Genomic DNA, 20,838 nt, shown 5'->3' with positions numbered 1-20,838 from the left:
ATTGAGGGGCTGATTGGCCCTGATCTTCACTAGGTATAGCGTCTGCGGAGCCGGGATTACATATTCCGCAGGGCGGGCAGGACCATGTTGCCAAAATCTTTGATAAATCTTTCCTGGCTGCGGTTTACATTATGCAGGATGATCCTGTCGAAACCAAGTTTCATATCCTCTTTGATCCACTCTATGTGCTCGTCAGCGTTTGCTGAAACCCGTACCATTTCTGTCAGATCTTCCTCTCTAACAAACTCGGCTGCCGCTTCGAACTGCGTAGTTGTTTCAAGGTTGGCAAGGAGCGTAGGAGAGAGGATGTTGGTACGCCATTGTTCATGGGCTGCCGTAAGGGCTTCCTGGCGTGTCTCCGCATAAGAGAGCTGCACTTTCAGGTGTATGGGTTTGTCCTGACCGCCGTTTTCACGGAATGCGGCAATAACGGCTTTCATGGCATCTGGTTCCTGATGCGCTGTAAGGAGGCCGTCGGCCCATGTTCCTGCCCAGCGTGCAGTTTCCTCGCTCAGCGCGGCACAAAAGAGACGCGGAGTAGTTTCTGGCAGGGTATAAAGTTTAGCATTTCGCACTGTGACCAGACCGGAATGGTTTACTGTTTCACCGGCAAGCAGACTGCGAATTACTGTAGCACAGTCCTTAAGCCGGCGGTTTCGTACATCTTTTTCCGGCCATTCTTCACCCGTAATACGTTCATTCAGCGCTTCTCCGCTGCCAAGCGCCACGTCGAGCCGACCCGGAAACAGTTCACATAGTGTAGCCAGCGCCTGCGCAACAATGGCCGGGTGGTAACGCTGGCCCGGAGCGCAAACCATACTATACGGAAGACGCGTTGTCTGCATGGATGCCCCAAGCCAGGCAAACGAGAAGCCGCTATGACCCTGTTGCTTGTTCCAGGGGTGAAAATGATCTGATGAAGCAATTGCGTCAAAGCCCGAAGCTTCAGCAAGGGCTGCATGTTCTCTAAGTTCGGTCGGGCTGAATTGTTCGTGTGAAGCGTGATAGGCGAATTGTGTCATAGCATGCTCATAACACCACCCGGAAAGCTTTGGTTTAGGCACGCGTTAATTAAACCTGCAAACCTGACTTTATGCATGCCTGGTTTTTTTGACACTTTTATTTTCTGACAAGTGTATTCCCTGTATCTTTGCGCCAATGTTCAAACGGATACTTGCTTTCTGTTTAATTTTAACCCTGCTTGGCTCAAGTTTCTCACGCTTTATGGTGTATGCTGAATTTGAGGTGAACAAAAATTATATCGCTTCCGTGTTGTGCGAAAATAAGGCGCGCCCGCAACTGCATTGTAATGGCCGCTGTTACCTGATGAAAAAGGTTAAGGCAGTACAGGAGAAAGAACGTAAGCAGGAAAGGGAAGCCCGTAAAAACAGCCAGCAGGAGGCATTAAACCAGGACCCTGCTTCCGTCTGTTTCGAAGATCCCGAATATCCCCACACAAAATACTTTCCCGCTGCTGTACCGGCACTCCTCAGCCGATCGGCCACTATTTTTCAGCCCCCAAAGCGTTCCCGGTTTATTTAAACTGTTTTAATCTCCATCCTGTTGTGCAGTAAAGTCATTGCTGTACAGATGGGCTATACTTTTTTATTTAAATCGCCAGATGCGTGTCAACCGGTCATAAACCGGCAGATTGCATCGGGAAAATCTTATATACGCAATGAAGATTTATTCATTCATGCTGGGAATGCTGTTTTTGTTGACCAACAGCGTCCTCGGTCAACCCGGTTCGGGAAATTTACAAGGAAGAATTATGAATGCCGGCGGCGGGCCTGTTGCCGGTGCAACCATCAAACTCGGTCAGCGTGACTATATCACCCAAACTGATAACGCAGGCAGGTTCAGCATCAGCGGAGTACCTGCCGGCCTGTATGTGCTCAGTGTTTCTAACCTCGGTTTTTCTGCTTTGAAAGAAAATGTGACGGTTCGCGAAGGCAACAATCCCTTTCTTAGTCTTGAACTTTCAGAAAGTAAGCTGGAATTAAGGGAAGTTACGGTGAACGGATCAAAGAAGCCGTATCATATCAGCCAGTCGGCCACGTCCACGCGCATGGATATGCCCTTGCTGGAAACGCCGCAGTCTGTGCAGGTGGTATCATCAGAAGTGATGCGGAACCGACAGGCTTTCACATTAAATGAACTCGCCGGCAGCTTTACCGGTTTAAAGGCGAACAATGGAAACGGGTCGTTCAGTATGCGCGGATTTACCGCATATTCGCCAAATGATGCCAGTTTTCTGCTGTATAATGGTATTCGCGGTAACCTGTTTCTGTGGAGTCAGCAGCCGCTGCTTTATAATATCGAGTCGGTGGAACTGCTGCGCGGACCATCGGGCGCACTGTTTAGTGAAGGCGCGCCCGGGGGTGTAATCAATTTTATAACAAAGAAGCCGGAAGCCACATCACGTTATACTGTAGACCTTTCTGCCGGCAGCTGGAATTTCTACAGGGCATCTGCAGATTTTACCGGCCCTGTGACGAAAGACAAAAAGTTGTTATACAGGGCAATCGTGGGTTATGATCGGTCAAACAGCTTTCGCGCGGAGCAGGAAAAACAAAACCTGTTTTTCGCCCCCTCCCTTACATATCTCTTCTCAGCTGCTACATCACTTAATCTGGAGGTCAATTATGCCTATCAAAAGGCGGTTCATCAGTATGACAATGGTAGCTTTATCAGGCCCAATGCAGACGGAACCTTTGACTTTAACTATTACCCCAAAAACCTGACAATTCAAAGTCCGACCGATTACGGAAAAACGAACAACGCATCTGCAACGTTAACATTTAATCATGCTTTTACAGACCATCTGAAGCTCACTGTTGTGCAGCGTGCGGTTAGAAATGTGCTTGACTATACGGACCATATACCGGTCGGCAGAATCAGAAACGATTCGATCAGCCGGGGTTACCAGGACTGGGAAACCGACCGGTTCAGCCTGCAAAGTACGGCTTATGCGAGCTACAGCACAAAGACAGGGCCCTTACAACACCAGATCATAGTTGGTGCTGACTATAACCGCTATGGCTGGACGCAAAATGATTATCAATATAAAGCATCAACACGCATCTCAATCCTGCACCCTGATTACCGGAATGATGTACCCGCTGCTGATGCGCCGGCAGAGGAATCTGATGATAACAAGCGCATTACAAACCTGGTTGGCGCCTACGTTCAGGACCAGGTTGGTCTCGGCCGGACTTTAAAGTTGCTGTTGTCGCTTCGTTATGACCACTATGATGCACTTGAAACCCCGCTTTCCCCGCGTGACAATAAGCAGGGCGATGAATTAAAAGCTTCGGGATTTATACCACGGGCTGGCCTGGTCTATCTCCCGTTGGAGCAACTGTCTGTTTACGGAACGGTTCTGCGTTCATTTAATCCGCAGACATCCAATAATGCCTTGTCAGGTGGGCCATTTCCTACCCGGCAGGCAACACAGTATGAATTGGGAGCCAAGGCTGAGTTATTGAAAAGAGCCGTTTTTGCGACTATTTCGGCTTACCAGATTGATTATGCAAATATCCTCACACCGGCACCGACAGAAGAAAACAGTCACAGACAGGCGGCGATAGATGGCACCCGCAGTACCGGACTGGAATTGTCGTTAACAGGAACCGCCGGAAACATAGATCTGATTGCAGGTTACGCATATAACAGGCATGTGCTGCGCAGCACCAGTTCTTATGGGAAAAAAGGCGACCGTTTTGCAAATGCACCCGACCATATGGTGAATGCCTGGCTGCGGTACCGGCTAACGGGAAGCCTGAAGGGCCTGGCGGTTGCGGGCGGCTGGCGTTACATCGGTGATCAGGTAGGTCTGCTTAGCAATCAGAACTTTGTCTTTCCAGCCTATACCGTATTTGATGCGGCGATCGACTATGAGATTGCCCGTTACAGGATTCAGTTCAACGCGTTTAACCTGACCAACAGGCATTATTTCACTGGCAGCCGTTCATCAACAACCACCGGCGGTCTGGGAGATCCCTTCAATTTCAGGGTCGGTGTAAGTTATCAGATCAGATGAGTGCGTTAAACCAGCTTAGGAAAAAGGCTTTCCGGTTGCATAGCTGGCTTGGACTGATCAGTGGTGTCTTTTTGCTGCTATTGGGTTTGAGTGGTTCGATGATCGTTTTTATGAAAGAAATCGATCAGTCGCTGCATGCAGACCTGCTTCGGGTTAAACCAGCCGCAGAGCCCTTGCCGCTCGATGTAATTTACCGTAAAATCGTAGCAAGACGACCGGCAGCAGCGGGAATTGCGTGGTTAAATCCTGATGCCGGCCCGGACCGCGCCTATGAATTCAGAATTTACCAGAATGATGGCCGGTTGAGTACATACGATCTTGGTATGATGACTATTGACCCTTACACAGGTAAGGTACTGCGGGACGGGGAACTTCGAAATTTGCGAACGGGCCTTATGCATTGGCTTGTCCAGTTTCACTGGAGCTTCCAGATGGGCATACCCGGTCTGCTGTTGGCTACCGTTTTCGGGCTGACAATGCTTTTGTCTACAATTACCGGCTTTGTGATATACCGGCGGCATGTATGGAAGGTGTTAACCTTCCGGGCGGGTATTGCCTGGAAGAACTGGCGTACCATTGCTTCAGGTTTACACCGTGTGGTAGGGGTATGGTCACTCGTTTTTAATTTGATCATATTTTTTACCGGCTTCTGGATGAATAAATTTTCTTTTGATCCTGGGTACTGGAACAGGCAGAAAGTGGCAAGCCCTGCTGCTGTCGCATCGGTTTCTTCAATAGACAGCATGCTCGCAAAAGCCCGGCAGGCATTCCCGGACCTGGTTATAAAAAACGTGTATCTGCCTACGCAGCCCGGAAAAAATTTCGTAGCCAAAGGTGTTGTTCCCGCACAAGAGGCATTATTCTATAACGGAAACTCGGTAGCAATAGACCCGCAAACCGCCGGGATTGTCTCGATTGAGCGCCTGTCTGAACAGGGTTTAGCTACGCGCGCTGAAGCAACGTTTTTCCAGCTGCATGCCGGCCACTTTGGTGGTACGCCGGTTAAAATCCTGTACGTAATCCTTGGTCTGACACCCGGTCTTCTTGCCATTACAGGGGCGCTGCTGTGGATCAGACGCCGGCGGCGGCAGTTCACTTAACACGTTTTTTGGCAAATCATGCCAGGTAAGATTATTTGCAGGCAGGTAGTTAAACGGATAAGGTAATCCTTAACTACCTGCTTTTTGATAAATTCCACATCCGTTTAGTACCTGAATACGTATTTATCTGAAAGACCTAAGTTTCCAGTTCTATCTTTGAGAAAAGCACACAATGAACTGTTCAACGGCATATCAGTATTGGGAAGCGTATGTCAAAGTACAGAACAATGCTTTGATTTTTTATCTTACCGTAACGCTCGGTACGAATGATGCGCAAAATCACCTCGACTTTCAGTTTTGCAAAAGGGAAGACCTGACAAATGAAACCGGATGTCTTGTATTAGAGGTGATCGGGTGGACGAATAACGAGATTTCCGGTTCGCACCCTCTTACACTCACCTTCGGCGAAATATTGAAGAACTGTATTTACGAACGGGTTATCCTTGTAGATGAGTTTGAACAGGAGATTGCCGCATTTGCGTTTTGTACAGCAGAGGTGACTGTAAGCTGCGATGCAGACAGCGCGTCTGAATACCTCGTATCTGGTCAGATCGGTGCAGCTGATGACGCCCCGAATTACCGGCTGCTTGCTTATCCGGGCCAGCAGGTTCTGGATGGACAGCTCCTGTTGCGCTGTATTGAAGGCGAACCATCCAAACGCAGGCAGACCGGTAAAGTGCGTTTTAAGCACAAACATTCCGCAACCCTTCCACCGCTGCAGGCTGTTGTGATCACCGATATCAGCGGTCGTATTCTTTTTGCCCAGAGACTAAAATCAGAAGTCAGGGTTTCCAGGTGGGGAAAATACGTTCATGACTGGCTTCGCCAGCTTGAGCAAAGGGGCTGATTTTTCGTTTAGTCCACTTCTCCCTGCAGGCTTTAAGATTACTTATTCGAAAAGGGTGTCCATAGCATTGATTTACCTGATTAAGTATTTTAAATTTTATCCAACTACGCAATGTCAGTTTGCGTTACTTACTTTTGAATTAGCGTTGTAAAAACATACATGGATCAAAATACATCAGGACTGTCGTCTGATCAGATACTGCAGGTACTAACACTTAGTAAAGATGCCACGGCCATTCATGTCGGGGCAGACGCCAGGATTGTTTTTGCAAATGAAGCGATGCTGGCCATCTGGGGCAAAGGCAGACAAGTTATAGGTCTACCTTTGAAAGAGGCGTTGCCGGAACTTATTACCCAGCCATTTTTAGATATGTTTGCCCGGGTCTGGAAAGAGGGAATTACCCTATCAGGTCAAAATACGGCGGCAGATCTTGTCGTAGAGGGCGTACTTCAGCGCTATTACTTTGATTTTGAATACAGGGCTGTTAGCGATGCCGATGGTCGTGTGCAGTGCATTTTACATACCGCAACAGATGTTACTGAACGTGTGCGGCAGCAGGAACTTGTAGATCGGCTAAACCGGAACCTTAGCCTTTCCAACGAAGAACTTTCGGTCGCAAATGAGCAGTTGTCGGCAGCCAATGAAGAACTTGCGGCTATGAACGAAGAGCTGGCCGCGACGAATGAAGAACTGCAAACTTCGTATGCCGAACTAAGTCTGAGTGACCGCAGGTTCGGAGAGATGGTCTTGCAGGCACCTTTTGCCATTTGCCTGATCCGCGCCGGCGATCTTGTTGTTGAAGCTGTAAATACCGATTATCTTAAGCTTGTTGGCAAACGTCGGGAACAACTTGAAGGGCAGGTAATCTGGGAAGGTGTTGCAGAAGCTGCTGAGGTTTACGCGCCCGTTTTGCAGCAGGTAATTGACACCGGCGAAGCTTTCATCGCTGTCGAACACAGATTAAACCTTATTCGCAATAACGAACCTGAAACGGTCTACGTAGACTTTACTTACAAACCTGTGTTTGCGGCCAACGGTGCCGTGCGCTCGGTCCTGGTTGTGGGCATAGATGTTACAGAAAAAGTACTTGCCAGAAAACGTATTGAAGATGTTGAGCAGCGCGCAAGACTTGCAATCGAGGCTGCGGATATCGGTACATTCGACTATCATTATGCATCAAAGGAACTAATTTCTTCAGATCGGTTCAACGATATCTTTGGGTTTGCAGCCTCACCGACAAGGGTTGAAATACTTGAAAAGTTCCACCCTGAAGACCGCCATCTTTCGGGAGATGCGCACCAGGCGGGTGCAAAGACGGGTAAAATGTATTACGAGGCCAGGCTTATTCTGGATGGGGCAATTCGCTGGATCCGCATTCAGGGAAACATTTATTTCAATGCGCAGCGTGAGCCACAGCGCGTGCTGGGAACTGTACTCGATATTACAGAACAGAAGCGCCTGGAACAGCAAAAAGATGATTTTGTTTCAATTGCAAGTCATGAGCTGCGTACACCCATTACAAGCCTGAATGTTTCCCTCGAACTGCTGAACAGGGTAAAGAACCGCGAAGACCGCTCGATGGCTGACCACCTGATCGGCCAGGCGCTGGGCAGCGGCCGCCGCATCCGTGCATTGATTGAAGATCTGCTCGATGTGAGCCGCATACGCGAAGGCCAGGTCATGCTTCAGAAAAAGTGGTTCAATCTTTTTGCGCTTGTTCAGGCATGTATTGAACGCGAGAGGCAATGGAACCATCACGATATCACCATACAGGGAGAGAAGCATCTGGAGGTTTTCGCAGATGAACAACGAATGGAACAGGTCATTACCAACCTGATCACGAATGCTGTCAAATATGGTAAGGGTCCGGAAGGAATTCAGGTCTCGATCGGCCGTACGCCAAACGGCACAATCTTCTCCGTGACCGACCAGGGGCCAGGCATTGCCTTAGATAAGCTTGAACATGTGTTTGAGCGATATTACCGCATTATGCCTCACCAAACTTCCGGATCTGGCATGGGCCTGGGCTTGTATATTGCGAAAGACATTGTGACCAGGCACGGAGGCGAAATAGGGGTCGAAAGTGAGCCTGGTTCTGGCAGTACTTTCTGGTTTATCCTGCCTGCAGCATCTTCAGCCGCCGGCGGAGCGCAGGCAGACTAACCGACATTTCCGGCCGACAAGGAGGCAGGGCTGCGCATGCACACAAATTGCCGCATTAACAATCAGTAATATTTGTAGTTTGCAACCAGGTTCCTGACTGGTCGTTATACAACGCCCGTTTTGGAGCATAACTTTTAAGTAAACAGCAGCCAAATGTATACCCTCGTTTTAGTCTGTGGCGTCTACAGCCTTGCCTTTGCAGGTTTTCACCTGCTTTTCTGGAAACTCTTTAACTGGAAAACAGAACTGAAGAAACTGAGTTTTGCAAACCGTGGAATTCTTCAGATCCTCAACCTGCGGATCATCTATATTTTCTTCCTGATCGCATTTCTGTGTTTTGCGTATCCTGACGAGTTGCTAAATACCAGGCTGGGGAAGGCGGTTATGATCGGGATGTCCCTGTTCTGGCTTGGGCGGCTGATTGAACAGCTGGTTCTGCTGCGTGCAAAACATGTAGTTATTCATATCCTGACCGCTGTGTTTGCCATGGGTGCCATCCTGTTTGCCAGCCCTCTGATAGTGGCCTGCTGTCTTTAATGGAGGTGTTGATCAGACAGCCGTATCGCGGTCGTCGGCGGTTTCTTCTGTATCCCGCTGGTTGCCTCCTGATTCGATCTCTTCAATGGCTTCTTCTGCCGGGATACCCTCTTCTGCCGGAACGGTTTCGCCTGAGCCCGCTCCCGGCGCACCATAGCCAAGTCCTTTTTCAACTTCTTCAGACCCGTTTTCAGTGCGCCTGGTATGCGCCTCGTTCCGGGTGGTGTCTTCGTTATTCTGATTGCTCATGATAATTTTTCTTAAGTCGGTGTAAAGCAGGGATCAGCTTTTATGATGGAACAGGGCAGCCCGGTCTAAGGTTTAAAATTTCTCCGGGCAATCGGGTTATCAATGCCGGTTAATCAAAGTATCGCCACTGCAGGTGGGTGCAGAGCCCTTCAAGTTCCGGAAAGATTGTAAATGCATTTACGCCAAGAGTGTTCAGATCGTTCCTGATTTCAGGGAAACGCTCTTTACTGATTTTGATCTTTACCAGCTTTTGATTGTAAGTGTCGCTTTCGTTCAGGAACCGTTTTTGTTCGAGGTCTGCGGTAGACATGACGCTAAACACGCCCGACTGGCTATTAATGCGTTGTTTGATGATCCGTGGTCTGATCATCTTCGTTTCTTGTACATCGAACGGATGGGTTTGCTCCATATCCAGATCAAAATCGCTGCTGTCTGCCATCAACAGCCATACCAAGGCAAAGTCATTATCGGGTGGAATGTGTGCATCTATCGGTGAGGTTGCGAACCACAACGCTGTAAGGGCATTGTTGGTCCAGTCAAGCAGCCGCGTGGGGAGGCCAAAATGCTGGCCTATGGTCAGGTAGTCCCAGTCGTCCATCGCGCGGAGCTGTTCAATAAGCAGCGGATTGGTACGCTTAAATTCAACGAGTAATTTGCGCTCAACAGCAAGAATTTCCCCTTTTGCCCTGAGCCTGCAGATCTTGGGTAGCAGGGGAGAGTCCATAACTTGTCCGCGGAATAAGAAATCTTCAATGTGTCCTGCGGACATTCGCTGCGCCTTCCGTTCTTTGATCAGTGTCAGGTAATGTTCAATGCTACTTACTTCTACAGTTTGCATATGTGCTATCCCTGAGAATTCATATTTCGCCTGCCGGCGGCTATGACAATTCTTATAGGCCTGACCCGCTCTTTATCAGCAGCGGATATTCGGCGTATCCCCCGCCGGGTTACATGAGTTAACGCCGGTCAGCGACATACTGTTCAGTTTAACAACGAAAAAAAAGACAGCCGGGAGAAAGGGGCTATGTTCAATGAAAAACAATAGGAGGCCCCCCGGTCATGTGATGTTGCACAAGAAATTATTCCTGCGACAGGGGCAGGGTAATATAAAAAGTGGAACCTTCGCCGGGAACGCTTTCAGCCCAGATCCTGCCCTCATGCCGGTTAATAATTTCTGCGCTCAGATAAAGTCCGATTCCGAAACCGGCAATGTGCTGGGTGCTTTCATTGGTTACGCGGTAATATCTTTCAAATAGTTTTTCAAGATCATGCGGTTTAATGCCGATACCCTCGTCTCTGACAGCAACGGTTACCTCAGTGGAGCCGGGCGTTGCCGAAACATAGATCTTGTGCCCTCTGCCCGAGTATTTAACTGCATTACTAAGCAGGTTGGACAGGACAGAACCTATTTTGTCGCGATCGGCATAGAGGATGATGTCCTGCTGCCCTGTGAAGGTTATTGTATGGCTATTGTTAATGATTGCGGTTTCATCTATGATGCTACCAATCAATTCGTAGAGGTTGAAGCGGGTCTTATCAAGAAGTATTTTTCCTGATTCCAGACGGGAAACATTCAGGAAGCCGTTGATCAGGCTGTTCATCTTTTTTGTCTGCACGATGATTTTGTCGACCTTATCCTGAAGAAATTCGTCATTGTTTTTTCGTGAATACAGACCCAGGATTTGTCCATACCCATTCAGCGAGGTCAGAGGCGTTTTCAGTTCGTGGCTTACCATACCGATAAAATCGTTTTTCCGCAGCTCGTCCTCCTTAGATTCTGTTATATCAATGATCACTCCGATTACGCCTGTCACATTTCCCTCACTATCAAGCTCAGCTTTGCCGGTAGAATTAAGCCACTTGCGTTTTCCGCCATCGGCCGGCTGAATCTGGTAATTCTCGCTGAATCGTCCCTTTGTTTCTATAGCCTTTCGAATGCCTTGTATAAGTGTTTCGCGGTGTTCAGGTAGGACAAGATTCACGCTATCTGAAAACATGAGTTCGGTTCCCGGAGGTAAGCCATGAATGCGGCTTGTTATATCTGATATGATCAGGTGGTCGGTACCCAGATCTGTTCGCCATGTACCCAGGTTAGCTGCGTCGAGTGAAAGTTTAAGTGTATCGGTAACCTTTTCAAGGCTCTGACGGGCAAGAACCTGCTCGGTTACATCCGCCGCAACGGCGATCATACCTACAATTTCATTGTCTTCGCTTCGGCGGGCTTCGACCGTTAAATGAATATAGGTGGTCTCTTCTATACCCCCCTTGGTTATGGTTACCGGTATTTCGCCAGAAACGAACCGTTCGCCGGTCTGGTAAACCTTATCCATGATTTCGCCGAAACCCTGTTGCCCCAAGTGCGGCATGACTTCCAGTAAAGGCCGTGCAAAGCTTTCCGCTGCGGTTACTCCCCAGTACTGAAGCATCCGCTCATTCGCAAAATCAATTATATGCAGCGCTGAGCTGTAGATTGCAATAGCGACCGGCGCCTCGGTGAGTAATTCCCGTAACTGCCGTTCGGCATGGTTACGTGTTTTGCTGATTTTGATCTGTGCCCGGACTTTCGTTAACAATTCGGCCGCCGAGAAAGGCTTGACGAGATAATCATCGGCTCCCGCTTCAAGTCCGTCAATACGTGCTTCTTCGCCGGCACGGGCCGAGAGAAAGATGACCGGCAGGTTCTGCGTACCAGGTGTCTCCCTGATCCTGCGTAACATTTGTTTTCCGTCAAGTACCGGCATCATCATGTCGCTTAGTACAAGATCAAAATCCGATGAACGGATCTTGCGAAGCGCATCATCGCCATTCACGACAAGTGTAACCGAGAAATACGGTTCAAGTAACCTGTTGAGATAGGCACGCATATCGGCATTATCGTCTACAACAAGAATGTTGGTTTCTTTGGTTACAGACAAATCCTGATGCGCGCTCATAGTGCTGTTTGCATTCGGATTGGCGTATTCAGCGCCGGCATTATCCTGCAGCAGGTTGTAGGCCTCCTGGATAAACGCACCTTTCAGGGCAGTTGTATCGACAGTTTTTTCTGTCGTAAGCATGTGCGCCTGCGGCAGATGATCACTGCCCAGGGGCAATCTGACGGTAAATGTACTGCCAATGCCTTCGCTGCTTGCAACGGCGATCTCGCCGCCGTGAAGGCTGACAAGTTCATGCACCAGTGATAAACCGATGCCCGTTCCCTCATGCGTACGGCCTGCAGCGTTTTCTACCCGGTGAAAGCGCTCGAACATATGTGGCAGTTCCTTCTCCGGTATCCCGATACCGGTGTCTTTAACCTGCAGTACAGCATGATTGCCCTGCTGGCTGAGCGCCACGGTAATGGTCCCTTTCAGGGTATATTTGAACGCATTTGAAAGCAGGTTCAGGACAATCTTTTCCCACATCTGCCTATCAACAAAACTGGGTGATGTCAACGTTTCGGTCTCCACCAAAAGCTGCATTCCCGCTTTCTCGATGATTGACCGGAAACTGCTGGCCAGGTCAGCAGTTAACTCTGCCAGGTCTACTTTCTGATATGCGGCCTGAGCACGCCCAGCTTCAACCCGGCTATAATCCAACAGGTTATTCACAAGTTTAAGTAGCCGGAGCGCATTGCGGTGCGTGGCCTCGATTGGCTGTTTGAGCTCATCTTCCAGGGGCTCGCGGCTAAGCAGATCTTCCAGCGGACCAAGCATAAGAGTAAGCGGCGTGCGGAACTCATGGCTCACATTGCTGAAAAATGCGGTTTTGGAACGGTCTATTTCTGCCAGTGCCTCGGCGCGTTTCTGTTCCTGTTCATACGCGTAAACGTTCGAGATCGCCGTGTTATAGGTGTTAAGAAGTTGATCGTAGAAGTTAAGATAATCCTGATCCAGTGCCCGCCTGGCGCTCACACCGGCAATCATGAATCCGTAAGGCTCTTCCTGACCCGAAAGCTTGAGCGGCAGGATAACAGCCGAATGCGGAGGTTCTTCATAGGGGCCACAAACGAAAGTGCCAAAACGCCCCGCCAGATCGGTTACGGTTTCCATCTTGCCAGAACGTGCGCAGGCATCGAGTGGCCAGGCTGTATCGTTACCTGGCGCGATATGTACAGGGCTTAGCGCAGAGCAGTCACTAATGCCGGCGGCGCTTATCAGTCTGGCCCCGGTCTCTCCCAATTGATAAAATAGCAGGAAGGGAATATCCAGGTTATATTCATCATACCGCGCTACTGTAAGGCTCCCGATCTCTTCAACAGATTTAGCCTTAACAATGGCAGCGCCCAGATCGCGTAGTGCCTGCGTACGGCGGCCGCTGAGAATCTTGACCGTTGTCTCGGTAATGGGATGAAAGATACCACCCACGCCACCGGTCTCATCACGTATCGGCGCAAATGAGAAGGTCATAAATGCTTCTTCCAGATAACCATAGCGGTCAAGAAACATACGCTGGTCGTTGATATACGTGCCTTCGCCATGTTCACCGCGGGTAAAGGCATCACCAACTACCGGCAGGGCCGTTTCCCAGCAGATCCGAAAGTTCATACCCATAGACTCGGGGTGCTTGGCACCACAGATGGGCCTGTAACTGTCATTGTAGATTTGAATGGTTTCAGGACCCCAGGCAATCAGGATAGGGAAAGTCGAAGACAGGCAGAGGCTAACCGAGGTGCGAAGACTTTGTGGCCAGGATTCTATTGGTCCCAGTGCAGTCTTCGACCAGTCCATAGACCGGATCAGTTTACCCATCTCACCACCTCCTGATAAAAACTGCTCGGTGCTTTCTTGTTCGCGTAAATTCATCTGTAAAGCCTGGTGGCTATCGCCACAAAGATAGAAAAAACAGGCAGTCCAGCCAGGTGGCAGGAAACAGCATCAGATTTTATGTACACAAGCTGGGAATAATGGACAAAGCAATAGTGGTCTCTCCAGATCTGGTGTACCTGACCAAAACAATGAACGGGATATTCCCCGTGCGGAATTCCACTTTTTCCCGACGATACGCCGGCTGTCAGAAATGCAACTATGCCCGCTTAGTCCAGATCCAGCGGTAACCTGATGTAAAAAGTCGACCCAATTCCCGGCTCGCTTGTAACACCTATTTCACCTTTATGCAGGTGGATAATTTCGGCACTGAGATAGAGACCAATACCAAAGCCTGAAATATGCCGCGAATGGCTGGATTCAACACGGAAATACCTGTCAAAAATCCGCTGCTGATCTTCGGGTGTAATGCCCATGCCCTGGTCGGTTACACTTACCGTGACATGCTTTGAACTTTGCTGGCAGTTTACCGTAATATTAGTGCCGCGGGCAGAATACTTTGCCGCATTGCCGATCAGATTTGATATGACTGATTCAATTTTGTCTGCGTCGGCGGTTATCTCAACCGGACACCCGGATTCGAATACGATCTGGTGACTTGTTGTTGTCAGCGCAGTTTCCTTTATGATTTCTTCAATCAGCGTTTGCAGGTTGAACCGTGTTTTCTCAATTGCCATTTTTCCCGATTCCAGCCTTGAGATATTCAGAAAACCATTGATCATGGCTTCCATCTTCTTAACCTGTACGCCAGATTTTTCTATAGTATTTTTTAGAAACTGGTCTTCGCTGGTTTTCAGCTTCTGGCCTGTAACCTGTATAAGCGCCTTGAGGGAGGTCAATGGCGTTTTCAGCTCATGGCTGGCTATGCCGATAAAGTCATTTTTTCTCTGCTCGTCTTTTTTCTGCTCGGTAATATCGAGAAGAACGCCGCTGAGTCGGATGGGCTCTCGGTTCTCATTAAACTGGGCCTTTCCTTTTGCCCTGACAACCCTTGCCACTTTATCGAGCGGATTGATAATCGTATAATGTATGTCATAGTCTCCGCCTGAAGCGTAAGACATCGCCGTATCAATGGCTTGCTGCACCCGTTCCTGGTCTTCTTCAGCTATGGCAGCGACCGCTTTTTCAAGCTCGATCTCGTCTGCAGGCTGCAGCCCAAACCAGGCCTTAGTCATATCGTTACCTGCAAACCTGCCGGTATTAGGATTCAGGTCAAAGGTTGCAAGACCGGCTGCATCGATTGCGAGCTGGACCTCGGCCTGGCTAAGTTTGAGTGCTTCGTTCAGCGCGTTTAGCTCTTCGTTTATACCCGCCTGAACGTTGTTTGCCGATTGAAGTTCTTCGTTTGTTGCAGCCAGTTCTTCGTTGAGTTGCTGTACACGCTCCCTGGATACAACCTGGCTCGTCACATCAATGGCAGTCACGATCACACCGATAATGTTTTCGTGTGCGTCGCGGTAGGGCTGATAAACAAAATCAAGATAAATCGTTTCCAGGCTGCCGTTTCTCAGTAGTGAAACAGCTCTTTCCTTGGCCTCAAAGGTCTGCCCGTTGTTATAAACGTCGGCCAGCAGCTCTTCCAGGCCCTGTCCTTTGGCCTCTGGCAGTGCTTCGAAGATAGGGTGGTTCATCATTTCCTCACGGGATTTTCCCCAAAGGGTGATCATCCTGTCGTTAGCAACATTTACATTGTATTCTGCACCAAGCAAGATACTTTTTGCCACCGGAGAGCGCATAATGATGTTATACAGGCTTTTCTGACTTTGCTCAGCCTGCAATTTGGCGTTAGCAAGATCAGTTACATCTGCTGCGGTATTCATTACGCCGTAAACCTTGCCGCTGCTGTCAAAAAGTGGCGTAAAATCGTAATTGAAGTAAAACGGCGTGAGTGTGCCGTCTACCAGCAGATCAACCCTTTCGTTTCTGGTGTGATAGGGTATGCCGGTCGTGTACACCCGGTCAAGGTGCTCGTAAACCCCGGTATCTGCAAGTTCGGGCAAGACCTCTGCGTATGTTTTGCCGATCAGGTCGCTGCCGCGGTTCCAGGTGTCAATAATTGCCTGGTTCAACATTTCTATGCGCATTTCGCGGCCAACATACACACCAATCGGAAAGGGGGCACTGTCTACCAGGCTCCTGATCTTTTGTTCGCTCATGGCAAGCTGCTCGGCGGTCTCTTCAATCCGCGTGCGGCTGTCAATCAGTTCTTCATTTGTCGATGACAGCTCTTCGTTCACGGCCATCAGCTCTTCATTAAGCGCCTGCTGTTCATGCTCGCTGTCCTGCAATCTGGCTGTACGTTCCAGAATGCGTTGTTCAAGCGTTTCATTGAGAATGGCAAGTTCATCCTGGGCCTGGTTCAGTTCTTCATTTGTAGCCTGAAGCTCCTCATTACTTGCATTCAGTTCTTCGTTTATAGCCTGCAGCTCCTGGTAGGCATCATGGAGCCGGTTGTTAAGAACTTCGAGATCTGCCGTCTTTTCTTCCAGGAGTTTCCGGGCTGCAACATGCTGGGTAATTTCGTATTTGAAGCTTAGCAGTGCATCAATTTCTCCCGCTTCGTTGCGCAGCGGTTGGTAGACGACGTTAAAAAAATGGTCTTCCAGCTCGCCGCCGGCCTCAGCGGCCAAGGGTACGCAGATCTCAGTATCAATATACGGTTTGCCTGTGTGATACACCGAGTATAGGATCTGAACGATCGGATCGTTGCTGATCTCAGGTAACGCCGCCAGCAGCGGCATACCCAACACTTCCCGGTGTGGAAAAAGCTCCCTTTTATACTGTGGGTTGATGTATGAGTAGGTCAGATCCGGCCCCCGGAGAATGGCAATCTGGGCGGGGACTGCATCGAACAGAACTTGCATGTCACTGTCGTGCTGGCCGGTTTCCGCATCTTCTTTCATGCGAATCGTTTCTGCCGATTTATCCTGCATAGCGTCTCCTGCCGGTACGGAACGAATTTCATGGATCACATAGGCAACAGCACCGTCATCATCTGCAACCGGGTGGTTTAATACTTCTACCGGGGCGGTCGCTGGTTCGGAGAAGGCTCCAGGTATGGATAACTGCTCGGCGAACTGAGTGGTCACAACCTGCTGCAACGATTCAATTATCAGGTTTTTCGCCTCATCTGACCAGTTAAACAAGGAACCGGAAAAGACATCAGCAAGTGAACGGTTGGTAATATCCTCCCTGCTCAGGTTGGCGAACTTCAGGTATCTATTGCTGGCAGTAAGAATAGTTAGCTGCGGCGACAAGACCAGGTATTGACCTGGCAGGGTGTCAAAGATGCGCAAAGCAACAGGCGGCAATGCCGAACTGCTTGTATTATTCATAGTGTACAGGCTGAAATCGATAACGGCTGCAAAAGTACGATAAAATTGGGGATTGGGGTAGTTTAAGGTACAGAACCCTACCGGCTTCCAAATGATCTCACGAACTGGTCAAGGTTGTCATCTTTCGAAAGGCTGAATTTTTGTTTAAGCCGGTATCTCGCCATGCGAATACTTTTTGGCTCCACGCCCAGCCGAATAGCTATTTCCTTTGTGTCCAGTCCCATCAATATGTATGAACAGTATTTTAGGTCGAGCCGCGTCAAATTGTTGCCGCATTTTTCCTGCAAACTGTTGAAGAAGTTTGGATGCATCTGGCTAAGCTCATACTGCTGCTCATCCAATTTTTGGTGTTGGTTAACGATCTGACTGATGTGTTTGGCCGTAATTTTATCTTCATTATTCGGTGCCCGTGCTTTGAGCGAATCTAAAATGGCGTTCTTTTCCTCAATCTTCAGAACGCCAGCCAGCAGTTCTTTTTCCAGCCATTCCGTCCGGTCCTGAAGCAGCTCCTGCTGGGCCTCTAACCGGGCCTGTTCCTGTTCTTTTAGTGTGATCTGCAGATCAGACTCCTGTTTGGCAAGCACCAGGCGCTCAGCCTCCGATTCCTGCAACCGCAATTTGAGTGCTGCCTTTTGCATTTCCTGCTCAGCCAGCTGTTCCTGGCGGCGGGCTGCTTTGAGTTTGTAGTGATAGGAAAGAAGTAAAAAGCACAGGAAGAGGATGCTGACCGCGCCGATGCAGAGGTACAGCCAGCCTGATCTCCGGTTAAAACTTTCACGCTCCTTCAGATTTCTGATCTCGTCCTGCTGCCGTGCCGTATGAAACTCTTCTTCCATACGCTGAACTGTTGCCAGCTTCTCAGCATCAAAAACCTTTTTATAATAATCTATGTACCGCTTGTAATAGGCCAGGGCACTACCGGAATTGCCTGCGCGCTCAGCTACGTTGGCCAATCCAAGCATAAGTCTTGATCTGGTTAGATCGGCTCCCGGCGATAAACTCTCCAGTTCTGCAAGGCCGTTTAACAAAAAGGTTTCAGCTCTTTTGTATTCCTTATCTGCCAGGGCGTATTCGCTCAACAGACCATAACAATTTGCAATGACTTCATGACTCTTTGTCTTTCTGCCAATATTTAGTGCAATAGTTATATAAAATTCGGCGCTGTCGCGGAAGCTTCGCGGATGATATTTAAAATATATGTTGCCAAGGTTCAGTGCAGTAGCAGCGCCGTTACTTTGGATGTAAATGCGGCTTTTTCTTTCGAGATAATACTGCATGGCTTGTTTGTAAAACGCTTTTGATGAATCCAGCCATTTTCGCTGTGACAAGTCCCGCTCAAACTTTGACAGGAAACTATGGGCAACTGTCATGTAGCCGGTTTGTATATCATCCGGACGGCCACTTCGCCGGGCAGCCCACAAGCTTTTTACTGCATATCTGCGTTGTTTAGCGGTGTCGCTTCCGTAGGCATAAATGCTGGACATATAGTGATTGATCAGCGACTGATAACTGAATGCCTGTTTGTTTTGCTGTTTTTCTGCAAGCCCTGCTGCTTTGAGCAAGCTAACCATAGCTTGTTCATTGTTACCAACGACCAGGTCGAACCAGCCGCGGCGAAGCCATGCATAAGAGGCAGTTGCCGGATCTTTAGTTTTTCCCGCATACGTTACCGCCGTGTCAATATATTTTTTTGCCTGTACCTGCCCACCGCGCTGCATTGCTATATATCCCAGTGTTGCATAACAGAATGTAAGATGCGCCTTATCCTGGTTTTTGCGGGCCAGTTTCAGCGCTTCGTTCGCCGATTTGAGAGCGGATTCCGGATCTCCCTCGTACATGACCCGCGCAAGCATAGCCATTTTTACCGCCTGCTCCGTTGTTTTTGATCTGGCAAGGTCCTGCTTCAACGAATCCACGATGTAATCCTGCGCCTGCAGGATAGGGGAAATTAATAAGTTGAATAGGAAGATCAGATAAAGATAAGATCTGGATTCTCTCATTGCTGGCAGTCTTCGATTTACCACTATGCTATTGATAGCGTATGCACTTCATGTTTTGGTAGACGTTTTGTATACGCCGTTTTTTTCAGCTGTAGACACCTTGTAGTAGACATTTGTTTGATGACAGGATGAAAGTATTCGAGATTTGCTGACATCTATTTCACAAAAATATAAAGTTATGAAAAACAAAACACTGGCTATAGTAGCCTACATCACCATTATCGGGTGGATCATTTCTTACCTTGAGTACAAAAAAAGAGCAGATAAAGATGCCCTGGTCGGTTATCATCTGGAACAATCCCTCGGACTGATCATCTTATCGGTCTTGCTGGGAATTGCGTCGTCTATTGTAGTTGCCATTTTGCCGGGCGCCTATATCCTGTCGCTGGTCGTTAGCCTGGGAACATTTATTCTGATGTTACTGGGTATCATAGCAGCAAATAATGAAGCGAGAAAACCGCTGCCGCTCGTGGGCAAAATGTTTGAAGGCAAGTTTGCATTTCTCCAGCCAGAGGTGCAGGTTCGAAATAGCGCCAGGCCTTAGCGTGGCAATCAGTTAATTGAATTTTAAATCATTCACTATAAAAAAGCTGCTTTTATTTGCTTGTTAAGTTTGTGTATTGCCCCTCAGCCATATTCTCAATCATCAGAGAAACGCAGCTATTCTGACCATTTTTTTGCGGTTGACTACAGTGATCTTTACGGTAATGCTGTGCTTTCAATAAGTCGTGAAGAGCTGTCTATTGATGGCGCTGCATTTAAGAAATAAGAAAGCACAGAAAAGGGGAAAGCCAGCGGACAGCCGCTGGCTTTCGTTTTGAATGCATAGCGTTAAACTCAAATAGCCATATAACATATAACTGCAGACAACGGCTACTACATTTTCATCAGCCCAATTCCATATTCATTTTAGAATTATCGGTCAACAGGCGATGTGACGCTAGCCCGGACTGATGATTTACCCAGACAGTCCTTTCTGTTACCATTGCTGCCGACGGCATGTTAATTTCTTTAGCTGAGCCTTAGGCTATCACATATGCCGGCCTGGGAAATCGCCGTAAAGAAAATGCGCGTATAGTCAGGATTACCTCCGCACCGTCCTCCGCTCTGCTGCGGCCGTCGCTTCGGTGATCCCTTGGGGGAGGGCTTCATCAATAAACGAAGCTGTCGCTATCGCGCCATTTTTTGTTTTCCGGCCCTTCCGCTTCAAGCCGTGCCGGCTGGAGAAATTGCCGTAAAGAAAATGTGTGTGTAGTCACGATTGCCTTCGCGCCGTTCTCCGCTCTGCTGCGGCCGTCGCTTCGGTGATCCCTGGGGGGAGGCTTTATCAATAAACGAAGCTGTCGCTATCGCGCCATTTTTTGTTTTCCGGCCCTTCCGGGATCAAGCCGTGCCGGCTTGGCGAAATCGCCGTAGAGAAAATGTGTGTAGTCACGATTGCCTTCGCGCCGTTCTCCGCTCTGCTGCGGCCGTCGCTTCGGTGATCGAGGGCGTGGCGAAATCGCCGTAAAGAAAATGTGCGTATAGTCAGGATTACCTCCGCGCCGTCCTCCGCTCTGCTGCGGCCGTCGCTTCGGTGATCCCTGGGGGGGAGGCCTCATCAATAAACGAAGCTGTCGCTATCGCGCCATTTTTTGGATCAAGCAAATAATCTGGGGGGCAAGTTGGATTAAGCATAGATTTTCATCAATCTGAACATGAAGAACTCCACGTTTCTGACACCTCTGAATTGAGCCCTTAGTGCTTTGATCTTTGCGTTGAAA

The 20,838-nt window shown here is 48.9% G+C and carries 13 protein-coding genes; 7 read left to right on the top strand and 6 right to left on the bottom strand.

Annotated features, from left to right (window positions below; all coding sequences use genetic code 11):
* Window positions 1-56 precede the first annotated feature (56 nt).
* Window positions 57-1,022, bottom strand: a complete 966-nt coding sequence (locus tag EJV45_RS00070) for a TIGR03885 family FMN-dependent LLM class oxidoreductase (protein ID WP_129713582.1) — start codon at window positions 1,020-1,022, stop codon at window positions 57-59.
* A 136-nt stretch (window positions 1,023-1,158) separates the two neighbouring features.
* Between EJV45_RS00070 and EJV45_RS00065 the strand changes: the two genes are divergently transcribed.
* The 6 genes from EJV45_RS00065 (at window position 1,159) to EJV45_RS00040 (ending at window position 8,689) form a co-directional block, all read left to right on the top strand.
* The gene (locus EJV45_RS00065) at window positions 1,159-1,542 is read left to right on the top strand and encodes a hypothetical protein (protein ID WP_129713581.1); all 384 of its coding nucleotides are present in this window, start codon (window positions 1,159-1,161) and stop codon (window positions 1,540-1,542) included.
* A gap of 136 nt (window positions 1,543-1,678) precedes the next feature.
* A complete protein-coding gene (locus EJV45_RS00060; RefSeq protein ID WP_129713580.1) occupies window positions 1,679-4,042 on the top strand; it encodes a TonB-dependent receptor in 2,364 nt (787 codons plus the stop codon).
* Window positions 4,039-5,142: a PepSY domain-containing protein gene (locus EJV45_RS00055; protein ID WP_129713579.1), complete on the top strand. Its 1,104-nt coding sequence runs from the start codon at window positions 4,039-4,041 to the stop codon at window positions 5,140-5,142. The genes EJV45_RS00060 and EJV45_RS00055 overlap by 4 nt, the downstream gene beginning before the upstream one ends.
* A 172-nt stretch (window positions 5,143-5,314) precedes the next feature.
* Window positions 5,315-5,989: a hypothetical protein gene (locus tag EJV45_RS00050; protein WP_129713578.1), complete on the top strand. Its 675-nt coding sequence runs from the start codon at window positions 5,315-5,317 to the stop codon at window positions 5,987-5,989.
* 159 nt (window positions 5,990-6,148) lie between these two features.
* The gene (locus EJV45_RS00045) at window positions 6,149-8,152 is read left to right on the top strand and encodes an ATP-binding protein (protein WP_129713577.1); all 2,004 of its coding nucleotides are present in this window, start codon (window positions 6,149-6,151) and stop codon (window positions 8,150-8,152) included.
* Window positions 8,153-8,305: 153 nt separating this feature from the next.
* Entirely contained in the window at window positions 8,306-8,689 is a 384-nt protein-coding gene (locus tag EJV45_RS00040) for a hypothetical protein (protein ID WP_129713576.1), read from the top strand.
* 12 nt (window positions 8,690-8,701) lie between these two features.
* Here the strand turns inward: EJV45_RS00040 and EJV45_RS00035 are convergent, their stop codons facing one another.
* From EJV45_RS00035 to EJV45_RS00015, 5 genes are all read right to left on the bottom strand, one after another.
* Window positions 8,702-8,938: a hypothetical protein gene (locus tag EJV45_RS00035; protein ID WP_129713575.1), complete on the bottom strand. Its 237-nt coding sequence runs from the start codon at window positions 8,936-8,938 to the stop codon at window positions 8,702-8,704.
* Window positions 8,939-9,047: 109 nt separating this feature from the next.
* Complete coding sequence (locus EJV45_RS00030) at window positions 9,048-9,776, bottom strand: FRG domain-containing protein (RefSeq protein WP_129713574.1); 729 nt, start codon at window positions 9,774-9,776, stop codon at window positions 9,048-9,050.
* Between the two features lie 241 nt (window positions 9,777-10,017).
* On the bottom strand, window positions 10,018-13,719 hold the full coding sequence (locus EJV45_RS00025; protein WP_129713573.1) for an ATP-binding protein: 3,702 nt from the start codon (window positions 13,717-13,719) through the stop codon (window positions 10,018-10,020).
* A gap of 230 nt (window positions 13,720-13,949) precedes the next feature.
* The gene (locus EJV45_RS00020) at window positions 13,950-17,075 is read right to left on the bottom strand and encodes a PAS domain-containing protein (RefSeq protein ID WP_129713572.1); all 3,126 of its coding nucleotides are present in this window, start codon (window positions 17,073-17,075) and stop codon (window positions 13,950-13,952) included.
* Window positions 17,076-17,152: 77 nt separating this feature from the next.
* The gene (locus EJV45_RS00015; RefSeq protein ID WP_129713571.1) at window positions 17,153-19,075 is read right to left on the bottom strand and encodes a LuxR family transcriptional regulator; all 1,923 of its coding nucleotides are present in this window, start codon (window positions 19,073-19,075) and stop codon (window positions 17,153-17,155) included.
* Between the two features lie 178 nt (window positions 19,076-19,253).
* On the opposite strand from EJV45_RS00015, the gene EJV45_RS00010 reads away from it, so the two are divergent.
* The gene (locus tag EJV45_RS00010; protein WP_129713570.1) at window positions 19,254-19,619 is read left to right on the top strand and encodes a DUF4870 domain-containing protein; all 366 of its coding nucleotides are present in this window, start codon (window positions 19,254-19,256) and stop codon (window positions 19,617-19,619) included.
* The last annotated feature ends 1,219 nt before the right edge of the window (window positions 19,620-20,838 follow it).

Origin of the sequence: Pedobacter sp. SYP-B3415 (assembly GCF_004138205.1) — a bacterium.
Taxonomy (GTDB): domain Bacteria; phylum Bacteroidota; class Bacteroidia; order Sphingobacteriales; family Sphingobacteriaceae; genus Pedobacter.
Note: the sequence above shows the minus strand (reverse complement) of the source record. Positions and strands in the feature narration are given on the sequence as shown.

What these genes read in the sequence shown, in the direction of transcription:
- EJV45_RS00030 (WP_129713574.1), bottom strand. Translation starts at nt 9,776, where the DNA reads ATGCAAACTGTAGAAGTAAGTAGCATTGAACATTACCTGACACTGATC.
- EJV45_RS00055 (WP_129713579.1), top strand. Translation starts at nt 4,039, where the DNA reads ATGAGTGCGTTAAACCAGCTTAGGAAAAAGGCTTTCCGGTTGCATAGC.
- EJV45_RS00010 (WP_129713570.1), top strand. Translation starts at nt 19,254, where the DNA reads ATGAAAAACAAAACACTGGCTATAGTAGCCTACATCACCATTATCGGG.
- EJV45_RS00050 (WP_129713578.1), top strand. Translation starts at nt 5,315, where the DNA reads ATGAACTGTTCAACGGCATATCAGTATTGGGAAGCGTATGTCAAAGTA.
- EJV45_RS00065 (WP_129713581.1), top strand. Translation starts at nt 1,159, where the DNA reads ATGTTCAAACGGATACTTGCTTTCTGTTTAATTTTAACCCTGCTTGGC.
- EJV45_RS00045 (WP_129713577.1), top strand. Translation starts at nt 6,149, where the DNA reads ATGGATCAAAATACATCAGGACTGTCGTCTGATCAGATACTGCAGGTA.
- EJV45_RS00015 (WP_129713571.1), bottom strand. Translation starts at nt 19,075, where the DNA reads ATGAGAGAATCCAGATCTTATCTTTATCTGATCTTCCTATTCAACTTA.
- EJV45_RS00025 (WP_129713573.1), bottom strand. Translation starts at nt 13,719, where the DNA reads ATGAATTTACGCGAACAAGAAAGCACCGAGCAGTTTTTATCAGGAGGT.
- EJV45_RS00070 (WP_129713582.1), bottom strand. Translation starts at nt 1,022, where the DNA reads ATGACACAATTCGCCTATCACGCTTCACACGAACAATTCAGCCCGACC.
- EJV45_RS00020 (WP_129713572.1), bottom strand. Translation starts at nt 17,075, where the DNA reads ATGAATAATACAAGCAGTTCGGCATTGCCGCCTGTTGCTTTGCGCATC.
- EJV45_RS00060 (WP_129713580.1), top strand. Translation starts at nt 1,679, where the DNA reads ATGAAGATTTATTCATTCATGCTGGGAATGCTGTTTTTGTTGACCAAC.
- EJV45_RS00040 (WP_129713576.1), top strand. Translation starts at nt 8,306, where the DNA reads ATGTATACCCTCGTTTTAGTCTGTGGCGTCTACAGCCTTGCCTTTGCA.
- EJV45_RS00035 (WP_129713575.1), bottom strand. Translation starts at nt 8,938, where the DNA reads ATGAGCAATCAGAATAACGAAGACACCACCCGGAACGAGGCGCATACC.